This is a genomic window from Nocardia sp. NPDC059691, assembly GCF_042733915.1.
Taxonomy (GTDB): Bacteria; Actinomycetota; Actinomycetes; order Mycobacteriales; family Mycobacteriaceae; genus Nocardia; species Nocardia sichangensis.
This window is the reverse complement of the sequence record NZ_JBHWFB010000004.1, coordinates 123,232-143,926: the sequence shown is the minus strand read 5'-3', so window position 1 is coordinate 143,926 and position 20,695 is coordinate 123,232. Positions and strand designations below refer to the sequence as shown.

General features: G+C 68.8%; 19 protein-coding genes. 6 read left to right on the top strand and 13 right to left on the bottom strand.

Features of this window, described 5'->3' with window-relative positions; all coding sequences use genetic code 11:
- Positions 1-101: 101 nt before the first annotated feature.
- From ACFV2O_RS10955 to ACFV2O_RS10930, 6 genes are all read right to left on the bottom strand, one after another.
- Positions 102-548, bottom strand: coding sequence for a response regulator (locus ACFV2O_RS10955; protein WP_355080889.1), 447 nt, complete (start codon positions 546-548; stop codon positions 102-104).
- The gene (locus tag ACFV2O_RS10950) at positions 545-2,170 is read right to left on the bottom strand and encodes a CHASE3 domain-containing protein (protein ID WP_379251682.1); all 1,626 of its coding nucleotides are present in this window, start codon (positions 2,168-2,170) and stop codon (positions 545-547) included. The genes ACFV2O_RS10955 and ACFV2O_RS10950 overlap by 4 nt, the downstream gene beginning before the upstream one ends.
- Complete coding sequence (locus ACFV2O_RS10945; protein WP_379251912.1) at positions 2,167-3,366, bottom strand: PP2C family protein-serine/threonine phosphatase; 1,200 nt, start codon at positions 3,364-3,366, stop codon at positions 2,167-2,169. Before ACFV2O_RS10945 ends, ACFV2O_RS10950 begins: the two co-directional genes overlap by 4 nt.
- Positions 3,367-3,644: 278 nt before the next feature.
- Entirely contained in the window at positions 3,645-3,809 is a 165-nt protein-coding gene (locus tag ACFV2O_RS10940) for a hypothetical protein (RefSeq protein WP_379251681.1), read from the bottom strand.
- 161 nt (positions 3,810-3,970) lie between these two features.
- The gene (locus ACFV2O_RS10935) at positions 3,971-5,020 is read right to left on the bottom strand and encodes a fused (3R)-hydroxyacyl-ACP dehydratase subunits HadA/HadB (protein WP_379251680.1); all 1,050 of its coding nucleotides are present in this window, start codon (positions 5,018-5,020) and stop codon (positions 3,971-3,973) included.
- Between the two features lie 113 nt (positions 5,021-5,133).
- Entirely contained in the window at positions 5,134-5,463 is a 330-nt protein-coding gene (locus ACFV2O_RS10930; RefSeq protein ID WP_379251679.1) for a DUF732 domain-containing protein, read from the bottom strand.
- A gap of 363 nt (positions 5,464-5,826) precedes the next feature.
- Here ACFV2O_RS10930 and ACFV2O_RS10925 point away from each other — a divergent pair, with 363 nt between their 5' ends.
- On the top strand, positions 5,827-7,347 hold the full coding sequence (locus tag ACFV2O_RS10925) for a catalase (protein WP_379251678.1): 1,521 nt from the start codon (positions 5,827-5,829) through the stop codon (positions 7,345-7,347).
- Positions 7,348-8,340: 993 nt separating this feature from the next.
- On the opposite strand, the gene ACFV2O_RS10920 is transcribed toward ACFV2O_RS10925, so the two are convergent.
- The gene (locus ACFV2O_RS10920) at positions 8,341-9,705 is read right to left on the bottom strand and encodes a hypothetical protein (RefSeq protein ID WP_379251677.1); all 1,365 of its coding nucleotides are present in this window, start codon (positions 9,703-9,705) and stop codon (positions 8,341-8,343) included.
- Between the two features lie 115 nt (positions 9,706-9,820).
- Here ACFV2O_RS10920 and ACFV2O_RS10915 point away from each other — a divergent pair, with 115 nt between their 5' ends.
- Positions 9,821-10,723: a helix-turn-helix transcriptional regulator gene (locus tag ACFV2O_RS10915; RefSeq protein ID WP_379251676.1), complete on the top strand. Its 903-nt coding sequence runs from the start codon at positions 9,821-9,823 to the stop codon at positions 10,721-10,723.
- A gap of 147 nt (positions 10,724-10,870) precedes the next feature.
- On the opposite strand, the gene ACFV2O_RS10910 is transcribed toward ACFV2O_RS10915, so the two are convergent.
- Genes ACFV2O_RS10910 through ACFV2O_RS10885 form a run of 6 tightly spaced genes read right to left on the bottom strand, consistent with a single transcriptional unit; the run spans position 10,871 to position 15,757 of the window.
- Positions 10,871-11,554, bottom strand: a complete 684-nt coding sequence (locus ACFV2O_RS10910) for a GntR family transcriptional regulator (protein WP_379251675.1) — start codon at positions 11,552-11,554, stop codon at positions 10,871-10,873.
- Between the two features lie 4 nt (positions 11,555-11,558).
- The gene (locus tag ACFV2O_RS10905; RefSeq protein WP_379251911.1) at positions 11,559-12,002 is read right to left on the bottom strand and encodes a MaoC family dehydratase; all 444 of its coding nucleotides are present in this window, start codon (positions 12,000-12,002) and stop codon (positions 11,559-11,561) included.
- 5 nt (positions 12,003-12,007) lie between these two features.
- A complete protein-coding gene (locus ACFV2O_RS10900) occupies positions 12,008-12,880 on the bottom strand; it encodes a MaoC family dehydratase N-terminal domain-containing protein (RefSeq protein ID WP_379251674.1) in 873 nt (290 codons plus the stop codon).
- Positions 12,877-13,623, bottom strand: a complete 747-nt coding sequence (fabG, locus tag ACFV2O_RS10895; protein ID WP_379251673.1) for a 3-oxoacyl-ACP reductase FabG — start codon at positions 13,621-13,623, stop codon at positions 12,877-12,879. The genes ACFV2O_RS10900 and fabG overlap by 4 nt, the downstream gene beginning before the upstream one ends.
- The gene (locus ACFV2O_RS10890; RefSeq protein WP_379251672.1) at positions 13,620-14,597 is read right to left on the bottom strand and encodes an HpcH/HpaI aldolase/citrate lyase family protein; all 978 of its coding nucleotides are present in this window, start codon (positions 14,595-14,597) and stop codon (positions 13,620-13,622) included. The genes fabG and ACFV2O_RS10890 overlap by 4 nt, the downstream gene beginning before the upstream one ends.
- On the bottom strand, positions 14,594-15,757 hold the full coding sequence (locus ACFV2O_RS10885; RefSeq protein ID WP_379251671.1) for an acyl-CoA dehydrogenase family protein: 1,164 nt from the start codon (positions 15,755-15,757) through the stop codon (positions 14,594-14,596). Before ACFV2O_RS10885 ends, ACFV2O_RS10890 begins: the two co-directional genes overlap by 4 nt.
- 177 nt (positions 15,758-15,934) lie before the next feature.
- Here ACFV2O_RS10885 and ACFV2O_RS10880 point away from each other — a divergent pair, with 177 nt between their 5' ends.
- Genes ACFV2O_RS10880 through ACFV2O_RS10865 form a run of 4 tightly spaced genes read left to right on the top strand, consistent with a single transcriptional unit; the run spans position 15,935 to position 20,692 of the window.
- Positions 15,935-16,396 (top strand): MaoC family dehydratase, encoded by a 462-nt coding sequence (locus ACFV2O_RS10880; RefSeq protein WP_067810351.1) that lies wholly within the window; start codon positions 15,935-15,937, stop codon positions 16,394-16,396.
- 13 nt (positions 16,397-16,409) lie between these two features.
- Positions 16,410-18,353, top strand: coding sequence for an AMP-binding protein (locus ACFV2O_RS10875; RefSeq protein ID WP_379251670.1), 1,944 nt, complete (start codon positions 16,410-16,412; stop codon positions 18,351-18,353).
- A gap of 3 nt (positions 18,354-18,356) precedes the next feature.
- Positions 18,357-19,526 (top strand): acyl-CoA dehydrogenase family protein, encoded by a 1,170-nt coding sequence (locus ACFV2O_RS10870; RefSeq protein WP_379251669.1) that lies wholly within the window; start codon positions 18,357-18,359, stop codon positions 19,524-19,526.
- A 14-nt stretch (positions 19,527-19,540) separates the two neighbouring features.
- Entirely contained in the window at positions 19,541-20,692 is a 1,152-nt protein-coding gene (locus tag ACFV2O_RS10865) for a CaiB/BaiF CoA transferase family protein (RefSeq protein WP_379251668.1), read from the top strand.
- Positions 20,693-20,695 lie beyond the last annotated feature (3 nt).

Sequence of the window (20,695 nt, the reverse complement as noted above, 5' to 3'; positions counted from 1 at the left end):
TGTGCCGTTCTCCCCGAAGCTATACCCAGTTGATCATTCCCCAAGCAAGGCCGCGGTCCCGTCGGTGAGAACCACCGGCACCGGCACCGCGGCGAACGCCATCACAGCATTTGGCGCGGCAGCCGGACGACCTGGACGAAGAACTCGTCGATCTGTTTGATGGCGGCGACGAACTGGTCGAGGTCCACCGGCTTGGTGACGTACGCGTTCGCGTGCAGCCGGTAACTGCGCAGGATGTCCTCCTCGGCCGCGGAGGTGGTGAGCACGACCACCGGGATGTGCGACAGATCAGGGTCGGCTTTGATCTTCTCCAGCACCTGCCTGCCGTCGTACTTGGGCAGGTTCAGGTCGAGCAGGATCAGATCCGGCCGCGGAGCGTCGGCGTGCCGTCCCTGGCGATAGAGGAATTCGAGCGCCTCTTCGCCGTCCCTGGCGACGTGCAAGGTGTTGCCGATCTTGTTGTCCTCGAAGGCTTCTCGCGTCATCAGCTCGTCGCCAGGGTCGTCTTCCACGAGCAGGATGTCGATGGGCTGGCCGGGATCGGTCATGCGGTGGCTCCTTCAGGGGCGGGTACGTCGGCGGTGCGGGCGGAGAGGTCGGCTTCGGCGGTGCGCAGGGTGAAGTAGAAGCGTGCGCCCGCGGTGTACTCGGTGTCGATCCAGATCCGGCCGCCGTGATACTCCACGATCTTCTTGCAGACAGCCAGCCCGATACCGGTTCCGCTGTACTCCTCACGATTGTGCAGCCGCTGGAAGATGACGAACACCTTCTCGGCGAATTCGGGCGCGATACCGATGCCGTTGTCCGAGATCGACAGCAGCCAGCCACTGCCGTTCTCGGCCGGTTCGCAGGTGATCTCGATCCGCGGTGCGCGGTCGGGCTCGCGGAACTTGATGGCGTTGGCGATCAGGTTCTGCCACAGCATGGTCAGCAGGGTCGGATCGCCGATGATCTCGGGCAGCTCGTCGGGCCGCCGGATGCTCGCGGCGGTGTCGTCGATCACCGCGGAGAGATTGGTCAGCGCCTTGTCCAGGGACGGGCCGAGACCGGTGGGTTCGGTGCGGTCGGTGACGCGGCCGACGCGGGAGAAGGTGAGCAGGTCGTTGATCAGCACCTGCATCCGCTTGGCGCCGTCGACGGCGAAGTCGATGTACTGCTTGCCGCGCTCGTCGAGCTTGTCGCCGTAGCGCTTCTCCAGCAACTGGCAGAACGACGCCACCTTGCGCAGCGGCTCCTGCAGATCGTGCGAGGCGACATAGGCGAACTGCTCCAGCTCGGCGTTGGACCGGCGCAGTTCCACGGCCTGCAGGTCCAGATCCGTCTTCTGCTCCGCGAGCACCGCTTCCTGGGCGCGGGAGGAATCCAGCTCGGCGACGATGCGGCGGCGCATGCTCTCCACCGCGTTCGCGACGGTCGCCAGGTCGGCGGGGCCGTGGGCGTCGATGTGATGATCGAAGTCGCCGCCCGCGACCCGCAGCGACGCATCCGTCAAGGACCCGAGGGGACGGACTATCAAGCGCCGGATCAGCACGGTCAGCAGGACACCGGTCAACAGGAACGCCACGACCATCCCGGCCAGCACGGCGTCCCGGACCGCGCGAGTGTGGGTCAGCTCGTCTTCGTCGTGGGCGATGGCCGCCGCGAGACTGCTGTTCTGGGTGTCGAAACGTGTCCGGAGGTCGTCGAACAGCGGTTTACCGCGGACCGGCGTGGTGGGGTCGGTGCCGAGGGCTGATCCAGAGGCCAAGCCCGCGACCAGCGGCTCCGCGTACTCGTCGCGCCACCGCTGTGCGGCCTGCTCCACGGCGTCGAGCTCGTCGAGCAGCGGCTGTCGATCGGTCAGCAGCTCGCGCAGGCGGGTCGCCGACTGCGCCTCGTCCCGGGTGCCGTCCCGGTAGGGCTGGAGGAACTGCGGGTCGGCGGTGATCCGGTAGCCGCGCAGACCGGTCTCCTGGTTAACCAGGGCACTCTGTAACCGGTAGGCTTCGGCCGCCGCGGGCAACGACTTGTCGATGAGCCGATCGGTCACGCGGTTGGTCTGCGCGATCACCTGGGCGCCTGCCACGGTGCCGATGATCACCACCAGCACCATCGCGGCCAGTACCAGTTGGAACCAGGCCTGGGCGGTCAATCGTGCGCTGAGCGGCGCTCGACCGGTCGTCATCGTCATCGGTCCTGTCCTTGCCCGTCGCCGTTCCATCCCAGATACAGAATGGCGACATCGTCGTCCAATCCGCCGGACGCACCCGCCAGCGCCTCCACGCGACCGATCAGCTCGTCGACGAACCAGTCGGGATCCGTGGCTCGCACGGCGCGTGCGACCTCCATCAGCCCTTGCTCACCGAGTCGTTCCCGGTCGGTCCCGGCGTGGCCTTCGAACAGGCCGTCGGTGAACACCATCAGCCCGGAGCCCAGCGGCAGCTCCAGATCGTGGACGGGCCACTCGGCGCGACCGGGCAGAAAGCCGAGGGCGGGCCCGCCGGGGACCTCGACCCAGGTCAATCCGGAAGCCGAGCGCAGCAGCATCCCGGGGTGCCCGGCCCGCAGCACCTGGGCGCGGCGGTCGCCGGGATGCAACACCAGGCTCGTCACCGTCGCGAAAGTCTGCTTGCCGGTGCGTTCGGCCAGCAACACTTGCTCGAGCAGCCGCAGTTGCCGTGCGCCGGTGACGCCGCTCAGCACCAGGGTGCGCCAGGCCAGGCGCAGGGCCACGCCGGTCGCCGCCTCGTCCGGGCCGTGCCCCGACACGTCGCCGATGACGGCGTGCACCGTGCCGTCCGCGTCCTGCACGACGTCGTAGAAATCGCCGCCGAGCAGTGAATGGGCCCGGCCGGGACGGTAGCGCGCCACGACGTCGACGACCCGCTGTCCCCGCAACAGCGGGGTGGGCAGCAGGCCGCGCTCCAGCCGCGCGTTCTCCTGCGCGCGCATATTGCTCGCCTGCAGGGCCGCGCTGGTGCGCTCGGCCTGCTTGCGCTGGATCGCGTACCGCACGGCGCGCCCGAACAGCTCCGGCTCGACCCGGCCTTTGACCAGATAGTCCTGGGCTCCCGCCGCGACCGCGGCCAACCCGGTCTGCTCCTGATCGAGCCCGGTCATCACCACGATCGCGACCTGGTCGGTGTGCTTGCGGATGCGCTCCACCGCCTCGAGCCCCTTTGCATCGGGCAGATGCAGGTCCAGCAGCACACAGTCGGGCTCGGCGGAGGCGAGGTGCTCGGCGGCCTCCGCCAGCGACCGGACCCAGTCCAGTCGCAGGCCCGGCGCGCCGTCCACGACCAGTTCCTCCACCAACAGCGCGTCCCCCGGATCGTCCTCGATCAAGAGCACCGAAGGTTGCTGCCACGGCCAATCCGCGCCGACCATCACCTCGGGATCGTCGTCTGTCCCGTCACGCCGCACGGACACCGCCGGTCGTGGGTCCGGTTGCGACGGAACGACTGACAGCACTGATGCCGTCGTCGGCGAACACCGACAACCCGGCCTCCGATCCCCAAGGGCGGCACCAGCGCACGCCTACTGTCTCAGCGGCCGTTTGCTGGACCGAGAGGCAGGCAAGATCGTATCCGATCCGCCACCCGACCGAGACATGACGGTGTTCACCTGGGCGGAAGCGGAGGCTGGGCGCGAAGGGAGCCGGATGATCAGACCATGGTGCCCGTCAGTCGTGCGGTGCTCCGCTCGTCGTCCCGGGTCGCGCCTTCGCGGCGCGGGGAGCGGACTTCCGCCAAGCTGCGTGCGACGACCGTGGCATGGACCGCGATGACGGCAAGGGAAGCCGAGCCGATCACAGCAAGAAGCACAACCACGACAGATACCGGTCCTTTCGGGTGCGAGCGGGCCGGTTGCCCGCTCGATCGAGTGCCGAGTTCGCGTCCACCGATCCCGGCGGGCGCGTGCTCCGCCTCCAACGTGCCCGCGTCGCTCCGGACCAAACACACCGATCCGGCGGCACGAACGGGTCGCGCGATCACGCGAGGACGACCTCGGCCGTCGCGCGACCGAAGATCTTGTGGCCGTCGTGCTCGGCGGTGATCGCGACGGTGGCGGTGCGCGTGTCCGCGTCCAGGTGTTTCACCCGGCCCGAGAATTCGATCCGGCCTCCGGTCGCGCCGACGTGCACCGGATTGGTCAGCCGGACGTTGTAGGAGCGCAGGGCCCCGGGGTCGCCCAGCCACGAAGTGAGCAAATCCACACTGAGCCCGATGGTGAACATGCCCTGCGCGACAACCGTTCCCATTCCCATCTTGGCCGCCGCCTCGGTGCTCCAATGGATGGGGTTCGGGTCGCCCGCCACTCCGGCGTAATTGACCAGGTCGCCCTGGCTGACCGTGAGTGTGCGTGGGGGAAGTTCCGCTCCCGGACGCACGGCTTCGAACCGACGTCCCCGCGGGTTCGCCGATGTGACGGGCGTCTCGCGGGCGGGCTCGCTGCCGTTCCCCACGCGGCGCGGGTCGGGGACACGGCGCTGCTGCCGGGCCTCCGGACGTACTCCGTGCATCACCACAGCGTCCAACCAAGCAGGCAAGGCCTCGTCGGCCCGCCCGACCAAGCTGGTCCGAGACGTGAGGACCGGCCGATCATCCTGGTCCAGGATGGTCTGGCGCAGGACGATGAGGTCGCCGCCGAACGCGTGCCGGAACGAATCCAAGGACATCTCGAAACAGATCCGGTCGCCGGCCAGGAGCGGACGGTGGAATTCGATCATCTGGTCGGTCTGGATGGTCCGGCTCAGGTCGTAGCCGGGCAGGATCGTGTCGAACACCTCGGCATAGGCGAGATACCCGGGCACCGCGCCGAAGGTCGGCGGAGCGACCAGGTTGCCGTAGCCGAGGTCGGCAGCGGCGTCCTCCGACCAGTGCGCCGGGTGCTGATTGCGCACCGCGCGGGCGTACTCACGGATCTTCTCGCGGGCGACCTCGTAGTGATCGCCGCTGCGATACCGGCGCCCGACCATAGCGGCGGGCACCGCGGCGTCGGCCGCGTCGTTCACACTCGATGTAGCAGGGATTCTGGACATCGCGGGGGAATCTACCCAAGGAGAGCCGAATTTCCGGTCAGCCCGCATCGCACGCCGTTTCGCGGCCGGAGACGTCCGCGGACCGGGTCGCCTCGCTCGCCGATCGTGGCGGTTCAGCACAGATTCCGCTCGGCCGCCACCACCACGGCGGCGGCCTCGTCCACCGATTGGTGCGCGCTCACCCGCACGACGATGTCGGCTTCGGGCGTTCCCGCCGCCAATTCCCGGCACACCGCGTAGCCCAGATCGAGCAGCGCCGCGGTCACGCCGTCGCCCGCGGTCCGCACGCCGAGCCGCTGTAGATCGGCGAAATAGCCTTTGGTGGCGCCGCGCGGCGCGTGCGCCCGCGCTTCGGCGACGATGAACGCCGCCGCGATCGCGGAGACGGACAACGTGCAGACGACCAGCACCCCGCACAGCGCGAGCTTCATTTCGTTTCCCATCGAAAGAATTTGTGGTCGGACGGAATTCGGCATGCGACAGCCGACGCAGCCTAGCCGGGCGCCGGTCGCCCCGCGAAAGAGCCCCCGTGCCGGTCGTGCGGGTACCGATCGCGCGCCGCCGGTGGCGCGGACCCGGTCGCTCGCCGTCGCGGAGGGCCTGGTCAGCGCTAGTTTGAGCCGTGGTCCCCTGGGAAGTCGATCGACATGACCGACGGGACGGGTATCGGCCTTCGGCCTGCCGCAGCGGCGATGCCGTTCGTGCCTACCCGCAAACCACGTCGCGGTCGTGAAGCTGACCGCGCCGCTATGTCTCTGCGGTCTCGTCGCCGGCCTCCTGCCCGCGGCTCGTAGGAGAGGAGAGAGATGTCTGGCCCGAACTACACCACCGATGACGCCGGTATCCCGGTCCCCAGCGACGAGCATTCACTGACCGTCGGGCCGGATGGGCCGATCCTGCTGCAGGACTGGTATCTGATCGAGAAGATGGCGGCGTTCAATCGGGAACGGGTGCCCGAGCGCCAGCCGCACGCGAAGGGCGGCGGCGCGTTCGGCGTCTTCGAGGTCACCCACGACGTGAGTGCCTACACCATGGCCGAGGTTTTCCAACCGGGGAAGAAGACGGAGATGCTGGCCCGCTTCTCCACCGTCGCAGGAGAGCGCGGCAGCCCCGACACCTGGCGCGATCCGCGCGGGTTCGCGCTGAAGTTCTACACCGAGCAGGGCAACTTCGACATGGTCGCCAACAACACGCCGATCTTCTTCGTGCGCGACCCGATGAAGTTCCAGGACTTCATCCGTTCCCAGAAGCGCCGCGCCGACAACCATCTGCGCGACCACGACATGCAATGGGACTTCTGGACGCTGTCGCCGGAATCCGCGCACCAGGTGACCTGGTTGATGGGTGACCGCGGTATCCCGCGCACGTGGCGGCACATGAACGGATACTCCAGCCACACCTACATGTGGGTGAACGCCTCCGGGGAACGGTTCTGGGTCAAGTACCACTTCAAGACCGATCAAGGTATCGAGTTCTTCACCCAGGACGAAGGCGATCAGATGGCGGCGATGGACACCGACTATCACACCCGCGATCTGTGGGAATCCATCGAAGGCGGCGTTTTCCCGAGTTGGACGTTGAAGATGCAGATCATGCCGTTCGACGAGGCGAAGTCATACCGGTTCAACCCCTTCGACCTGACCAAGGTCTGGCCGCACGGCGACTATCCGCTGATCGACGTCGGCAGGATGACGCTCGACCGCAATCCGGCGGATTACCATACCGAGATCGAGCAGGCGGCATTCGAGCCGAGCAGTTCGGTACCCGGCACCGGGCCGAGCCCGGACAAGATGCTGATGGCCCGCTGGTTCTCCTACCCCGACGCGCACCGGCACCGCATCGGCGCCAATTACAAAGAACTCCCGGTCAATACGCCGCACGCCACCACCGTCCGCTCGTACAGCAAGGACGGCGCGCTGCGTCACCACAACCCGGGCGATCCGGTGTACGTGCCGAACTCGAAGGGCGGCCCGCACGCCGATCCCGCCGTCGCTGGCCCGCCCGCGACGTGGCACACCGACGGCGAACTCGTGCGCTCGGCCTACACGCTGCACCGGGACGACGACGATTGGGGCCAAGCGGGCACCATGGTCCGCGACGTACTCGACGACGCGGCACGGCAGCGGCTGGTGGACAACATCGTCGGGCACCTGCTGAACGGCGTCAGTGCGCCGGTGCTGGACCGGGCATTCGAGTACTGGCGCAATGTCGACAAGAATCTCGGCGACCGGGTCGAGGCCGGGGTGCGCGCGAAACAGGACGAACTCGACCCCAAGGCGGCCGGGCAAGCAAATCCGGCTCGCTCGTCGGCGCAAGCGAAGGCCTGACGGACGCCAACAAGCGGCCGGTGCCGACCGGCCGCTTGTTCGTTGTCTTTTCGTGATCGTTTCGTCGTGTGTCCCGCGCCAGCTCTTCGAATGTGTGCGGGAGCATGACTCTCCGGATCCAGTGGACCGCAAGCACCGTGGTGTTTCGAACGAATTCGAGGCTCGGTGACGTCCCCGTGGCACCGGATGGGTCGTACCGGGCCGGCCGACGCAGATCGGAGGACCGCATCATGGCGTCTGACGCCGATGTTCGACCTGATCGACGCGCACAACACAGTTCGTGGGCCGCCCGGACGATCGCCGCGGTATGTGCGGCCGCGGCAGCCATGCTTCCCGCCGCTCCCGCCGGGGCGGAGCCGTCGTCCGTCGGCGAACCCGATCTCCCGCTGGAGGTTCCCATTCCCGGTGGATTCCGGGGTTTCTCCGAAATCCTGCGATTCGTTCCGCCCGCGCCGCCGGTACCGCAGATGCCGCTCGGTCGACCTGTGCCGCCCCACGGCGGGATATCGGCGCCGCATCAGGACGGTCGTTCGCTGCCACACCACGGCGGTGCGACCGGTCACACGGCGAAGGGATAGGTTCGGGCAGTTTCCCCGGCTTCCCATCGGGAGGTGCCGTCGAGCGGTTCCAGTGCGCGGGTCTCCTCGATGTGAATCAGCGCGTCGAACCGGTGGGCGATCCGTGCTCGGAAGTAGTGACTGCGCCGCTCGGTTCGCGGCCGGTGGCGACGTCCGGTGTGGGCGTGGTCGCGCACACGATTCGGTCCAAGGCGCGACCCACTTCCTGGCACGTGGACTCGGAGCAGCGGGCACGACCACCACGATTCGCGTCGGACCCGGCCGCCGCACCGCTCCAGCGCGGCGCGCATATTCGCGCCGGTAGCGACGTCGTCGACCAGGAGCATGGTCGTGCCCGCTACATATCGCCCAATGGGTGCTGTCGGACGTAGTGGGTCTTCAACCCGCGCATGGCCGGACGAAGGCGGAGGTACGTCTAACTCGGTTCCATGCGCCCATGTCGAGCCGTCGACGCCCTGGACATCGCGGGTCGCATCGCCGCCATGTCGGCCGGAGCGCGGCGCGGCACGCGGGCTCTTCGCCTCGGAAGAGCGCGGAGAGCGAGTCCGATCCCGCAGCCCACCGCGATGGCGAACGCCGCCCATTCCGAGCCCGACACCACGGTGACCGGACCCCAATCGTGCAGATGGTGCGGCGACACCATCGTCCAGTCGAACGACTCGGTGCGGGTGGGCGCCACGGTCGAGGGGCGCCACAGGATGGCGATCGCCAGAATGCTGCCCGCCGTTCGTGGCTGGACGCAGACCGCGCAATACCCCGCGACGACGGCGAGCGCGGCCGTGACCACGTTGCGCGTGCCACCTGGTGGGGCAACGGAGGCGAACAGCGCGACGGCCGCGAGCAAACCGGCGCCTATCAGGGGATCCGAGGGTCGGATTCGGGTTCCGACCAGATACCCGAGCAGGATCAGGCCCAGCAGGAGCGGCACGCTCCATATCGGTCGCGGACCATTGCCCACCGCGCTGCCTGTGGCGCTGAGCCCGACCGCGAGGTAGATCGCGATCCCGTCCCGGCGCGGTAGCAGCCAGGCGGCGAGGGTCGTGGCCAGCAGCGTGCACAGCGCCGTCACGATCAGCGCGAGACTGCCGTCGCCGTGACGGAAGCGCCACTCCGCGACGGCCAATTCGGTCAGCACGAGCACGATCGCGGCGATGACCGGGCTGAGCGGCAGTTCCGGATAGATCGGTTCCGGCGTGAAGCGGTGCCGGGTGACCACCTGGCACGTCAGGATGAGCCCGGCCACCGCCGCCAGCAACCACAGAGGTTGCGTTTCCAACACCGACCACACGTGTGGCTCGGCGGTCGCCCGATGCGGGTTGCCCAGCAGCCCCGATGCCTGCGAGAGCGTGATGACCACGAAGCAGCCGACAGCGCCGAGTACCAAACCCGTCGCGGGCACGCGGCGGCCGAGTACGGCCACGCCCGTCGCGCCGAGCAGGATGCCGCTGCCGATCGCGTCGAGGTTGGCGGTGGTCGTCAGGACGTCGGGCGAGGCACTGTTCGCTTCGACCGTGTGTGTGACGAACAACAGCGATGTCGCCGCCAGCGCGATCCACCACGCGGTACGCGCCCGGGCCAGGCTGACCGCGACCACCGCGGTGACCGCCGCGACCAGCACACCGATCGCTGCCTCCCGCGGCACGCTCAACACCAATCGGTTCACCTGATAGGGCGTGCAATGACAGGTCCTGCCGAAGCTGAGCGGCACGACCAGCAACAGCCCGGCCACCGCGGCGGCCAGGAACGCGGTGACGCCTTCGAGTGCTTCACGCCATCGCACCACTTCACAGTCGTACCCAGCCGGGACGAACCGAACATCACCGGCGCCGCACCGCGCTGAAACTGGTACCAGCAGCACCTGGATACTTGTGTCCCGGTACGGGATGATCTCTGGAATGACCGAAGTCGTCGATGTGCGAGCAGTACGCAGGGCGCGCCGCGCGGAACTAGGAGCCTTCCTCAAATCCCGGCGAGCGCGTATCGCACCCGAGGATGTCGGCATCCCCACCGGAACGCGTCGACGTACACCGGGGCTCCGTCGCGAAGAAGTCGCCCAATTGTCAGGAATCGGCGTGACCTGGTATACGTGGCTGGAACAGGGGCGCAGCATCAATGTGAGTGTTCAGGTGTTGAATGCGGTGGCGCGGACGTTGTCGTTGGATGCGGCGGAGAAGGCGCATTTGTATCGGTTGGCGGATGTGCCGACGGTGCCTTCGGTGGATTCGGGGTCGGCGTTGCCGGAGGAGTTGCAGGTGATTTTGGATCATTTGGAGCCGTTGCCGGGGGTGGTGTTGAGTGCGAGGTATGACGTGTTGGCGCACAACTCTTCGTATGAGGCGTTGTGCCCAGGGTTTCTGGCGGGGGAGCGTAATGTGGCCCGTCGGGTGTTTTTGACTCCGGAGTGCTGCAACGCGTATCGCCATAATTGGGATGATCTGAGGCGGATGGTGGGGTATTTGCGTGGGGCGTATGCGAAGAATCTTGGTGATCCGGGGTGGGAGGAGTTCATTGCGGAGTTGTGTGCGGAGAGTGAGAGTTTCGCGTCGTTGTGGGCGTTGAATGATGTGGCGGTGCCGGTGAGTCGGACGAAGGCGGTGCGGAATTTGGCGGTGGGGGAGTTGGAGATGTTTTTGACGAGTATGTCGTTGCCGTCGGTGCCGAATGCGTGGATGCAGGTGTATACGCCGGTGGATGAGGTGGCGTGGGGGAAGTTGCGGGCGTTGTTGGCGATGAGTGCGGAGGAGCGGGCGCGTCCGTGGGCGGAGCATCGCGAGCTGTATCACGCTGCAGTGGGATGAGTTTTGCAGCTCATGCGGGTCGTGGGCGATGATCTCCTTGCGTGGGCGTCCGGAGTCTTTCCAGGATCTCCGAGAAGACGGCAGTCAGGCGGGGCTGGGCATGGCCCGAATGGAAATGTCATGCGCTCGATCCGGTATTCGGAACGGTCACTCAGCCCAGACTCCCCGTTGATCGAGTGCGTCCACGACGAAATCGGCGCCGTCCGCGATATGGGTTTCGGCGAGCGCGCGCGCCCTGTGGGTATCCCGTCGCTCCAGCGCGGCTACCAGCTCAGCGTGTTCGGATGCTGTGGTCGCCGCGTCGGATTCCAGCGAGGCGTAGAAGCTGTTTGGCAACTGGTGCACGATCCCCGCCAGCAGGCGTGCCAGTCGATCCGAGCCGGCGAGAAGGTTCACGGCGCGGTGGAATTCGTGGCCGAGCGCGATGATGCGCGCGGTGTCGCCCGCGTCGCTCGCCGCGACGGATGCGGCGATCAGGGTTCGCAGGAGTACGAGATCGTGTGGGGTCGCCGTTTGCGCGGCGCGGGCCGCCAGTTCGCCGGCCAACTTGCTCTGCGCCCAGAACAGGTCCCGCACGTCCTGGCGGCTGAACGCGGCGACGACGAACCCGCGCCGCGGCACCAGCGTGACGAAACCCTCGCTGCTGAGCGTCAAGAGACCCTCGCGTACGGGCGTCACACTGACGCCGACCGCTTCGGCGATGGGTTCCATCCGCAGGAAGTCGCCCGGCCGCATGGCGCCGGACATGATCTGCTCGCGTACGTGAGCGGCGACCCGGTCGGGCAGTTGCTGATGACGGCGCTGCGGCGGTGGCTGGCTCCGGGATGTCATCGACTCACCCGGTGATCAGGACGACCGTCTCGGCCACACACACCGGCTTGGCCGCTCCGGCATCGAGGACGTACCGTGCGGTCACGGCGGTGCCCGCGGTGGTCTCGGAGACCTCGGTGACGGTCGCGGTGGCGCGGATCTGCGAGCCGGCCGCCAGCACGGACGGGAAGCGAACCTTGTTGACCCCGTAGTTGACTCGTGCCGTGCCGAAGCCGAATTCCAGCAGCTCCTGCCGGAAGTGCGAGATCAGCGACAGCGTCAGGTAGCCGTGCGCCACGGTGGTGCCGTAGGGGCCGCGGGCGGCGCGGTCGGGGTCGACGTGGATCCACTGCCGGTCGCCGGTCGCCTCGGCGAAGGCATCGATGCGCGTCTGGTCGACGAGCAGCGGGGCGCTCGGACCGATCGGCTCTCCGATCGCCGCGCGCAGGTCATCGACCGAGGTGAACATCCGGGTCACGTGTCGCTCCTGTCGGTGGTGACGATGTCGACGGTCGCGTTGGGGCCCGCGGATTCGCCACGGGGACCGAACAGTTCGAGCGCGACGCCGTCGGGCACGGTGGTGGCCAGTAGTCGTGCCGGTTCGCCGCAGAACAGCGGCGCGCGGCCGCGATGACGCAGTTCCCGGACCTGCTCGCCGGCCATGAGCCGGTGGACCTCCGCCAGGGCCAGCGCCTGCAGCGGACCGTGCACGACCAGACCGGGGTAGCCTTCGACGCCGGTCGCGTACGGCCAGTCGTAGTGGATGCGATGCGCGTTGGCTGTCGCGGCCGAGAACCGGGCCAGCAGACTGGGGTCCGTGCGCAGGGCCCATTCGGTGCCGGAGATCCGGGTCAGCGGAGTGCCGGGTTCTGGTGAGTCGGGTCGCGCGGCGGGCTTGTCCGGCCGCGGCGCGGCCTCCCGGTAGATCAGGTTCTGCTGCTCCTCGACCGCGAGTTCGCCTGCGGCGGTGAACAACCGGATGGCCACGTCCACCACGACGAGTGCGCCCGAACGGCCGTTCTTCTCGGTCACCGACACCACTTCGGCTTCGCGGCGCACGGTCTCGCCGACGGTCAGCGGCGCGTGGAATCGCACTTCGCCTCCGGCGAACATCCGCCGGGGGAGCGCGACCGGCGGCAGGAACGATCCACGGCGTGGATGCCCGTCGGGGCCGAGGACCCCGGACGCGGCCCAGCGCGGAAGCGCCACCCAGTGCCATAGCGGCGGCAACTGCTCACCCGGAGCCGGGGCGGGCAGTCCGTCGTCGAACAGCGCCGCCAGTGCCGCGGCGGGGGCGGGGTCGAGCAGTTCCGTGGTGGTCTCGAGGTGCGGCTGCCAGGTGCTCACATGAACCGCCCGCCGGTCACCTCGAGCACGGTGCCGGTCATGTAGGAGGACAGATCCGAAGCGAGAAACAGCGCCACCGAGGCGATCTCGTCCACCTCGCCTGCGCGGCCCAGCGGGATCTCGGCCATTTTCTGGTCCCACACCTTCGCCGGCATGGCCTCGGTCATCGCGGTACGGATCAGGCCCGGCTGGATCGCGTTGACCCGCACGCCCAGATGCGCCAGCTCTTTGGCCGCCGCCTTGGACAGGCCGACGATGCCCGCTTTCGCCGCGGAGTAGTTGGTCTGGCCCGGCAGGCCGATCTTGCCCGAGAGCGAGGACATGTTGACGATGGCGCCGCTGCCACGCTCGCGCATGACCGCACCGGCGAGGCGGGTGCCGTTCCAGGTGCCCTTGAGGTGGACGTTGATGACCTGGTCGAACTGGTCCTCGGTCATCTTGCGCATGGTGGCGTCGCGGGTGATGCCTGCGTTGTTGATCATGACGTCGACGGGGGAGAAGGACTCCGCGGCCGCGTCGAGCAGCGCCTGCACGTCCTCGGCCACGGTGACGTCGCAGCGCACGCCCCGCGCCGCCTCGGGGTCGCCGAGCTTCGCCGCGGCGGCTTCGGCGGCCGCGCCGTCGATGTCACCGATGACGACGCGCGCGCCCTCGGTGACGAAGCGCTCGGCGATGGCGTAGCCGATGCCCTGGGCGGCGCCGGTGACGACGGCGGTCTTGCCCGCCAGGAGTGGTCCGGTCATTTGGTGTCCTCGGTATCGAAGGGGAGTCGGTCGAGCAGGTCGAGGATGCGGTGGGCGCGATCGACGACGGGCTTGTCGACCATCGCGCCGTCGACGACGGCCACGCCCGCGCTGTCCGTTGTCGCCGCCAGAATCGCGTGCGCCCAGGCGATATCGGCCTCGGTGGGACGGAAGGCGGCAGTCACAGGGGGTAGCTGCCGGGGATGGATACAAAGCTTTCCCGCGAAGCCGAGGCGACGGCCGTAGGCGGCGTCGTCGGTGAGCAGGTCGGCGTCGTCGACGGCGGCGGTCACCCCGTCGATCGGGCCCGGCAGTCCCGCCGCGGCCGACGCCAGGACCAGCAACTGTCTGGTTCCGGCCAGTGCCTCGCGGTCGGTGGGGTCGACGACGAGTTCGGCGGCCAGATCGAAAGTGCCCACCGCCAGCCGATGCACACCGGGTGTCGCCGCGATCTGTCTGGCGTCGAGCACACCGGCCGCGGTCTCGATGAGGGCGATGAGCGGGGTGCCGTCAGTCCGGCTGACCGCACCGTCGTAGGCCGGCGACGCGGCGCGGGTGCGGTTCGGGTCCGATCGGCTCGCGCCCGCGCCGAGGGCCGCGACCACCGAGCCGATCGAGCCGGCGTCAGCCTTGGGCAGCATGATCGCGCAACCGAGCGGTGCCAAGGCTTCGAGGTCGGCGGCGTGCCAAGCGGTTCCGGCGGCATTGATGCGCACCGCGCATACCTTGCCCGCCTCGACCCACTCGGCGGCGGCGGCGCGCGCGGCGTCCTTCGCGTCGGGGGCGACGGCGTCCTCCAGATCGAGCACCACCAGTCCCGCGCCGGCCGCGGCGGCCTTGTCGAAGCGCTCGGGACGATCGGCGGGGACGAACAGCAGCGTGGAGGCGGATCGGACGCGATCGAGCGTCGCGGGTCCCGGCGGAGCGCCGGTCGGCGCCGTATGGTCGCGCGGCCCGGTCCTCACCGTGCTCATGCGCGCTTCTTCGCTTCGCGCACGAGCCCTCCGCCGATGATCAGGCGCTGGATCTCGCTGGTGCCCTCGTAGAGGCGCAGCAGCCGCACATCGCGGTAGATGTGCTCGACGGTGACCTCGCGCATGTAGCCGCTGCCGCCGTGGATCTGGACGCCGTTGTCGGCGGCGCGGCCGACCATCTCGGTGCAGAAGAGCTTGGCCACCGAGGGCGCGATCCGGCGGTCCTCGCCGGAGACGTATTTGGCCGCGGCGTCGCGGACCAGCGCGCGGCCGGCCATGATACCGGTCTGGATATCGGCGATCATGGCCTGGACCAGCTGGAAGTCACCGATGGGCGTGCCGCCCTGGGTGACGGTGGCGGCATAGGCGACCGATTCGTCGAGGACCCGCTGGGCGGTGCCGACGGCCAGCGCGGCGATGTGCACGCGCCCGCGTGAGAGCGAGGCCATGGCCGCCTTGTAGCCGACGTCTTCGGCGCCGCCGACCAGAGCGTCCGCCGGGACGCGGACGTTGTCGAAGGTGACGTCGGCGGTCCAGGCGCCCTCCTGACCCATCTTGGCGTCCTTGGGCCCGACGATCACCCCGGCGGTGTCGGCCGGAACGAGGAATACCGCGATGCCCGGGTCGCCGGGTGTGGCCTCGCGGGTGCGTGCGAAGGTGACGAACAGATTCGCCAGGGGCGCGTTGGTGATGAAGCGTTTCTGGCCGTCGATCACCCAGTCGTCCCCGTCGCGGCGGGCCCGGGTGCGCAGGCCGGCCGGGTTGGATCCGGCGCCGGGTTCGGTGAGCGCGAAGGAAGCCAGCACCTCGCCGGTGGCGATACGCTCTAGCCACTTCTTGCGCTGGTCGTCGGTGCCGTAGTTGACCAGCACCTGTCCGGCGATGCCGTTGTTGGTGCCCCACAGCGAGCGCAGGGCCAGGCTGGTGTAGCCGAACTCCATCGCCAGCTCGACGTCCTGGGTCAGGTCCGCGCCGAGGCCGCCCCACTGCTGGGGGATGGCGTAGCCGAACAGTCCCATCTCCGCGGCCGTGCGGCGGATGTCGTCGGGGATGGCATTGGTTTCGATGATCTCGGCTTCCCGCGGCACCACCTTGGTGCGGATGAACGTGCGCACGTGCGCCAGGATCGGTTCGAAATCCTCTGCGCTGAGTTCGGACACCCTCGGCTCCTCTCGCCATTTCCAATATAATATATGATCGTATAGCATACGATCGGCGGCAAGGCGGGATCTCGGAAACCGTCCACCGTTGGCATTTGATACATAATATATCCAGTATCCATGCGCTACCCCATACGTGACAGCGGATCGGCCGCACGTATCGCGAAAGGACACGACATGCCGGGCTTGTACTTCGAGGAACTCGAACCCGGGTTGGTCATCGATCACCCCACCCGCCGGACGGTCACCGAGGCCGACAACACCCTGTTCAGTGTCATGACCCTGAACCTGGCGCCGCTGCACCTGGACGCGGAGTACTCGAAGAAATCGATCTACGGTCAGCGCCTGGTGAACAGCCTGTTCATCCTGGGCCTGGTCTCGGGCATCACCGTGCCGGAGACCACCCAGGGCACCACCCTGGGCAACCTGGGCTTCGAGCAGATCAAGTTCCCCAAGCCGGTCTTCCACGGCGACACCATCCACGTGCAGACCAAGATCGAGGCTCGCCGGGAGTCCAAGAGCCGCGACGACTCCGGCATCGTGACCTTCCGCCACCTGGGCATCAACCAGCGCGACGAGATCGTCTGCGACGCCGTGCGCGTCGGCCTGATGCTCAAGCGCCCGGCCGAGCAGGCCTGAGAGGGAGTCCATCATGACCGAGGACCAGCCGGCCTGGGTGCCCGGTGACGGGGACCGCGAACGCAGCCGCCTGCTGGCGGCGATGCGCTCGTGGGGCCTCGACACCGATGCCGCCGCGATCACCGAACTCAACCGGCGTGCCATCGCCGACCCCGAATGGTTCTGGCGGGCGGTGGTATCGGACCTCGATGTCGAGTTCACCACGCCGTTCGAGCGGGTGCTCGACGAGTCCGGCGGCACGCCGTTCCCCCGGTGGTTCCCGGGCGGACGCGTCAACGTCGCGCAGCTGACCGCGCACCGGCACGCGCGCGGGTCCGCCGCGGACCGGCTCGCGGTGGTCTACGAAGGCGACGAAGGCGCGCGCCGCACCTTGACCTTCGGCGAACTGGACACCGAGGTGCGCCGATTCGCGGCGAACCTGGCCGCCCGTGGCGTGCGCCGCGGCGACCGGGTGCTGCTGTTCATGCCGGTGGTGCCAGAGGCGGCCGTGGCGTTCCTGGCCATCGCCATGCTCGGCGCGATCTCCGTGCCCACCTTCAGCGGCTACGCTCCCGACGCGCTGGCCACCCGCCTGCAGGACTCCGAGGCCGTGGCCGTGGTGACCGCCGACGGCACCACCCGGCGCGGAAAGACCGTGCCGCTCAAGGTCACTCTCGATGAGGCCCTGACCACCGCGCCCGCGGTGCGCTCGGTGGTGGTCGTGCGGCATCTGGGTTCGGACGTGCCGATGCGGGCCGGACGCGATGTCTACTACGACGAACTCGACCCGGCGCCCGCGCCGGTGGAGACCGCGCCCACCGAGGCGAACGATCCGCTGACCGTCGTCTACACCTCCGGCACCACCGGCCGCCCGAAGGGCATCGTGCACTCGCACGGCGGTTTCGCGGTGAAGACCGCGGTCGACTTCGGCTACGGCTTCGACGTGCACGCCGGGGACGTGGTCTCCTGGATCACCGATCTGGGCTGGCTGGTCGGGCCCATGCTGATGACCGGCCCGCTGCAGCTGGGCGCCACGATCGTCATGATCGAGGGCCTTCCGGTGCACCCCACGCCGAATCGCATGTGGGAGATCATCGATCGCAACGGGGTCACCGTCGCAGGCATCGCGCCCACCGCGGCGCGGGCGCTCAAGGCCGCGGGCGAACCGGTCACCCAGTCGCTGGAAACGTTGCGCGCCTTCGTCTCCACCGGCGAAGCCTGGGACGAGCCGACCTGGTGGTGGCTGTTCGAGGAGATCGGCGGGAAGAAGACGCCGATCGTCAACTACAGCGGTGGCACCGAAGTCGGCGGCGGCCTGCTCATCGGCTACCCGTTCCTGCCCGCCGGGGCGGCCGCGTTCAACGGCGCCCTGCCGGGCGTGGACGCCGCGGTGTTCGGCGAGGACGGCGCACCGGTGACCGGCGAGATCGGGGAACTGGTGGTGCGCAACACCTTCCCTGGCATGACGCACGCCTTCTGGCAGGACCGCGAGCGCTACCTCGACACCTATTGGAATCGCTGGGACGGCGTCTGGGTGCACGGCGATCTCGCGAGCGTCGACGAGGCGGGCATGTGGCGCATCCACGGCCGGTCCGACGACACGCTCAAACTGTCCGGACGCCGGGTCGGTCCCGCCGAGATCGAGGCGGCGCTGCTGCGGGACAACCGGATCGCCGAGGTCGCCGTCATCGGCGTGCCCGACGAGCAGCGCGGCCAGCGCGCGGTCGCTTTCGCGGTGCTGCGCGCCGCTGGCGAGGCACCCGCCGACCTGCAGGAGACCGCCACCGCCAACGCGGGCCGCTCGTTCTCCCCGGCGGTGCACGTCGTCAGCACGCTGCCGAAGACCAAGAACGGCAAGATCATGCGCCGCGCCATCCGCGCGCGCTTCCTCGGGGCGCCCATCGGCGACATGTCCGCCCTCGATCCCACCACCCCCCTCGACGCGATCCCCGTGTCCGTGGGCGACGAACAGGAGTAGTCCATGACGACCACCCCCGACACCGACGACAAGGTCGAGGTCGTCCGCCAGGCCACCCGCGAGCTGGCCCGCAAGTTCGACAACGACTACTGGCTCGACAAAGACCGCAAGCACGAATACCCCTGGGATTTCGTCAAAGCCTTCGCCGCGGGCGGCTGGCTGGGCGCGATGATCCCGGAGGAGTACGGCGGCATCGGCCTCGGCCTCGAGGAAGCCGCGGTCATGATGGCCGAGATCTCGGCCTCCGGCGCCGGCATGAGCGGCGGCTCGGCCATTCACTTCTATGTCTTCCCGCCCGCCCCGGTCGTGAAGTACGGCTCGGAGCAGATGAAGCGGGAATACCTGCCCAAGCTCGCCTCCGGCGAACTGCTCATGGCCTTCGGCGTCACCGAACCCACCGCCGGTGTGGACACCTCGCGCATCAAGACCAAGGCGACCAAGGTCGACGGCGGCTGGATCGTCAATGGGCAGAAAGTGTTCATCACCAACGCCCAGAACGCGCAGAAGATTCTGCTGCTGGCCCGCACCTCGCCGCGGCGCGAGGACAAGCCGCTGTGGGGCATGTCGCTGTTTCTGGCCGACATGGACCGCTCCAAGATCACCGTCCGCGAGATCGACAAGCTCGGGCGCGCCGCCATCGACACCAACGAGCTGTTCATCGACAATCTGGAAGTGTCCGACGACCGCCTCGTCGGTGAGGTCGACAAGGGCTTCTACTACCTGCTCGACGGGCTGAACCCCGAGCGCATCGTGGTCGGCATGGAGGGCATCGGCCTCGGCCGCGCCGCCCTCGGGATCGGCAGCGAATACGCCAAGAGCCGGGTCGTGTTCGACCGGCCGATCGGCCGGAACCAGGCCGTGGCGCATCCGCTGGCCGACTCCTGGATCCGCTTGGAGGCGGCCGAGGGAATGGCGTTGCGGGCGGCGAAACTCTTCGACGCGGGCCTGCCGTGCGGCCCCGAGGCCGCCGCGGCCAAGTACCTGGGCGCCGAGGCCGGGTTCGAGGCCTGTGACCGGGCGTTCTCCACCCTGGGCGGGTACGCCTACGCCAAGGAGTATCACATCGAGCGGCTGTGGCGGGAGGTGCGCCTGCTGCGTAACGCGCCGTTCTCCCAGGAGATGGTGCGCAACTACATCTCCCAGCAGGTTCTGGGCCTGCCCCGGTCGTACTAAGAGGAGCCGAACCGATGACGGGACCACTGGCGGGAGTGCGGGTCGTCGTGCTGGCGGGCATGGGCCCGGTGCCCTATGTGTCGATGCTGCTGGCCGACATGGGCGCCGACGTCGTGCGCGTCGTGCGGCCGCCGCACCGCTCCGCGCGGGCCCTGAGCCAGACCGACGGGCTCACCGAGCAGACCGACGTCGTCAACCGCGGCGTCGGCTCGGTGGCCGTCGATCTCAAGGATCCGCAGGGACGCGAAGCCGTTCTGCGCCTCGCTTCTTCGGCCGACGTGTTCGTCGAGGGCTACCGCCCCGGCGTCACCGAACGGCTCGGGCTCGGCCCGGACGACGCGCTGGGCCGCAACCCCCGCCTGGTCTACGTCCGGCTCACCGGCTACGGCCAGACCGGGCCGCGCGCTCACGACGCCGGACACGACATCAACTATGTCGCCCAGTCCGGCGCCCTGCACGCGCTCGCCTCCGCCGGTGGCGCACCGCGGCCGCCGATCAATCTGCTCGGCGACTACGCCGGTGGTGGGGCGATCGGCGCGTTCGGGATCGCCTGCGCGCTGGTCGAAACCACGCGCACGGGCCGGGGACAGGTGATCGACGCGGCGATGGTGGACGGTGTGGCGGTACTGACGGCCAAACTGCAGGGGCTGCGGGCGGCCGGGCTGTACTCCGATGAACCGGGCACCAACTTCCTGGACTCCGGAGCGCCGTTCTACGACACCTACTTGTGCGCCGACGGCCGCTACCTGGCCGTCGGCGCCCTCGAACCGGATTTCTACGCCGAGTTCGTCAGCCGTCTGGGTGTCGACAGCGCCGGCTGGCCCGAGCAGGACGATCGCGCGCAGTGGCCGCGGCTGCGTGCGCTCATCGCCGAGGCGGTGGCCCGGCGCACCCGCGACGAGTGGGCGCGGATCTACCGGGGCACCGACGCCTGCGTCTCACCGGTGCTCACCTTCGACGAAGCCGCCGCCGACCCGCACAACGTGGAACGTGGTGTGTACACCCGGATTTCGGGAGTCCTGCACCCCGCGCCCGCGCCGCGGTTCAGCGGGACGCCGGCCCGCACGCCCACTGTTCCCCCCGCCGGTCCGGACGACATCGCCGACATCCACGCCCGGTGGGAGACCGCCGCCACTCGCACCGACGCCGTGTCGGTCGGAGAATGAGAG

What these genes read in the sequence shown, in the direction of transcription:
- ACFV2O_RS10955 (WP_355080889.1), bottom strand. Translation starts at nt 548, where the DNA reads ATGACCGATCCCGGCCAGCCCATCGACATCCTGCTCGTGGAAGACGAC.
- ACFV2O_RS10950 (WP_379251682.1), bottom strand. Translation starts at nt 2,170, where the DNA reads ATGACGATGACGACCGGTCGAGCGCCGCTCAGCGCACGATTGACCGCC.
- ACFV2O_RS10945 (WP_379251912.1), bottom strand. Translation starts at nt 3,366, where the DNA reads ATGGTCGGCGCGGATTGGCCGTGGCAGCAACCTTCGGTGCTCTTGATC.
- ACFV2O_RS10935 (WP_379251680.1), bottom strand. Translation starts at nt 5,020, where the DNA reads ATGTCCAGAATCCCTGCTACATCGAGTGTGAACGACGCGGCCGACGCC.
- ACFV2O_RS10930 (WP_379251679.1), bottom strand. Translation starts at nt 5,463, where the DNA reads ATGGGAAACGAAATGAAGCTCGCGCTGTGCGGGGTGCTGGTCGTCTGC.
- ACFV2O_RS10925 (WP_379251678.1), top strand. Translation starts at nt 5,827, where the DNA reads ATGTCTGGCCCGAACTACACCACCGATGACGCCGGTATCCCGGTCCCC.
- ACFV2O_RS10915 (WP_379251676.1), top strand. Translation starts at nt 9,821, where the DNA reads ATGACCGAAGTCGTCGATGTGCGAGCAGTACGCAGGGCGCGCCGCGCG.
- ACFV2O_RS10910 (WP_379251675.1), bottom strand. Translation starts at nt 11,554, where the DNA reads ATGACATCCCGGAGCCAGCCACCGCCGCAGCGCCGTCATCAGCAACTG.
- ACFV2O_RS10905 (WP_379251911.1), bottom strand. Translation starts at nt 12,002, where the DNA reads ATGTTCACCTCGGTCGATGACCTGCGCGCGGCGATCGGAGAGCCGATC.
- fabG (WP_379251673.1), bottom strand. Translation starts at nt 13,623, where the DNA reads ATGACCGGACCACTCCTGGCGGGCAAGACCGCCGTCGTCACCGGCGCC.
- ACFV2O_RS10890 (WP_379251672.1), bottom strand. Translation starts at nt 14,597, where the DNA reads ATGAGCACGGTGAGGACCGGGCCGCGCGACCATACGGCGCCGACCGGC.
- ACFV2O_RS10880 (WP_067810351.1), top strand. Translation starts at nt 15,935, where the DNA reads ATGCCGGGCTTGTACTTCGAGGAACTCGAACCCGGGTTGGTCATCGAT.
- ACFV2O_RS10875 (WP_379251670.1), top strand. Translation starts at nt 16,410, where the DNA reads ATGACCGAGGACCAGCCGGCCTGGGTGCCCGGTGACGGGGACCGCGAA.
- ACFV2O_RS10870 (WP_379251669.1), top strand. Translation starts at nt 18,357, where the DNA reads ATGACGACCACCCCCGACACCGACGACAAGGTCGAGGTCGTCCGCCAG.
- ACFV2O_RS10865 (WP_379251668.1), top strand. Translation starts at nt 19,541, where the DNA reads ATGACGGGACCACTGGCGGGAGTGCGGGTCGTCGTGCTGGCGGGCATG.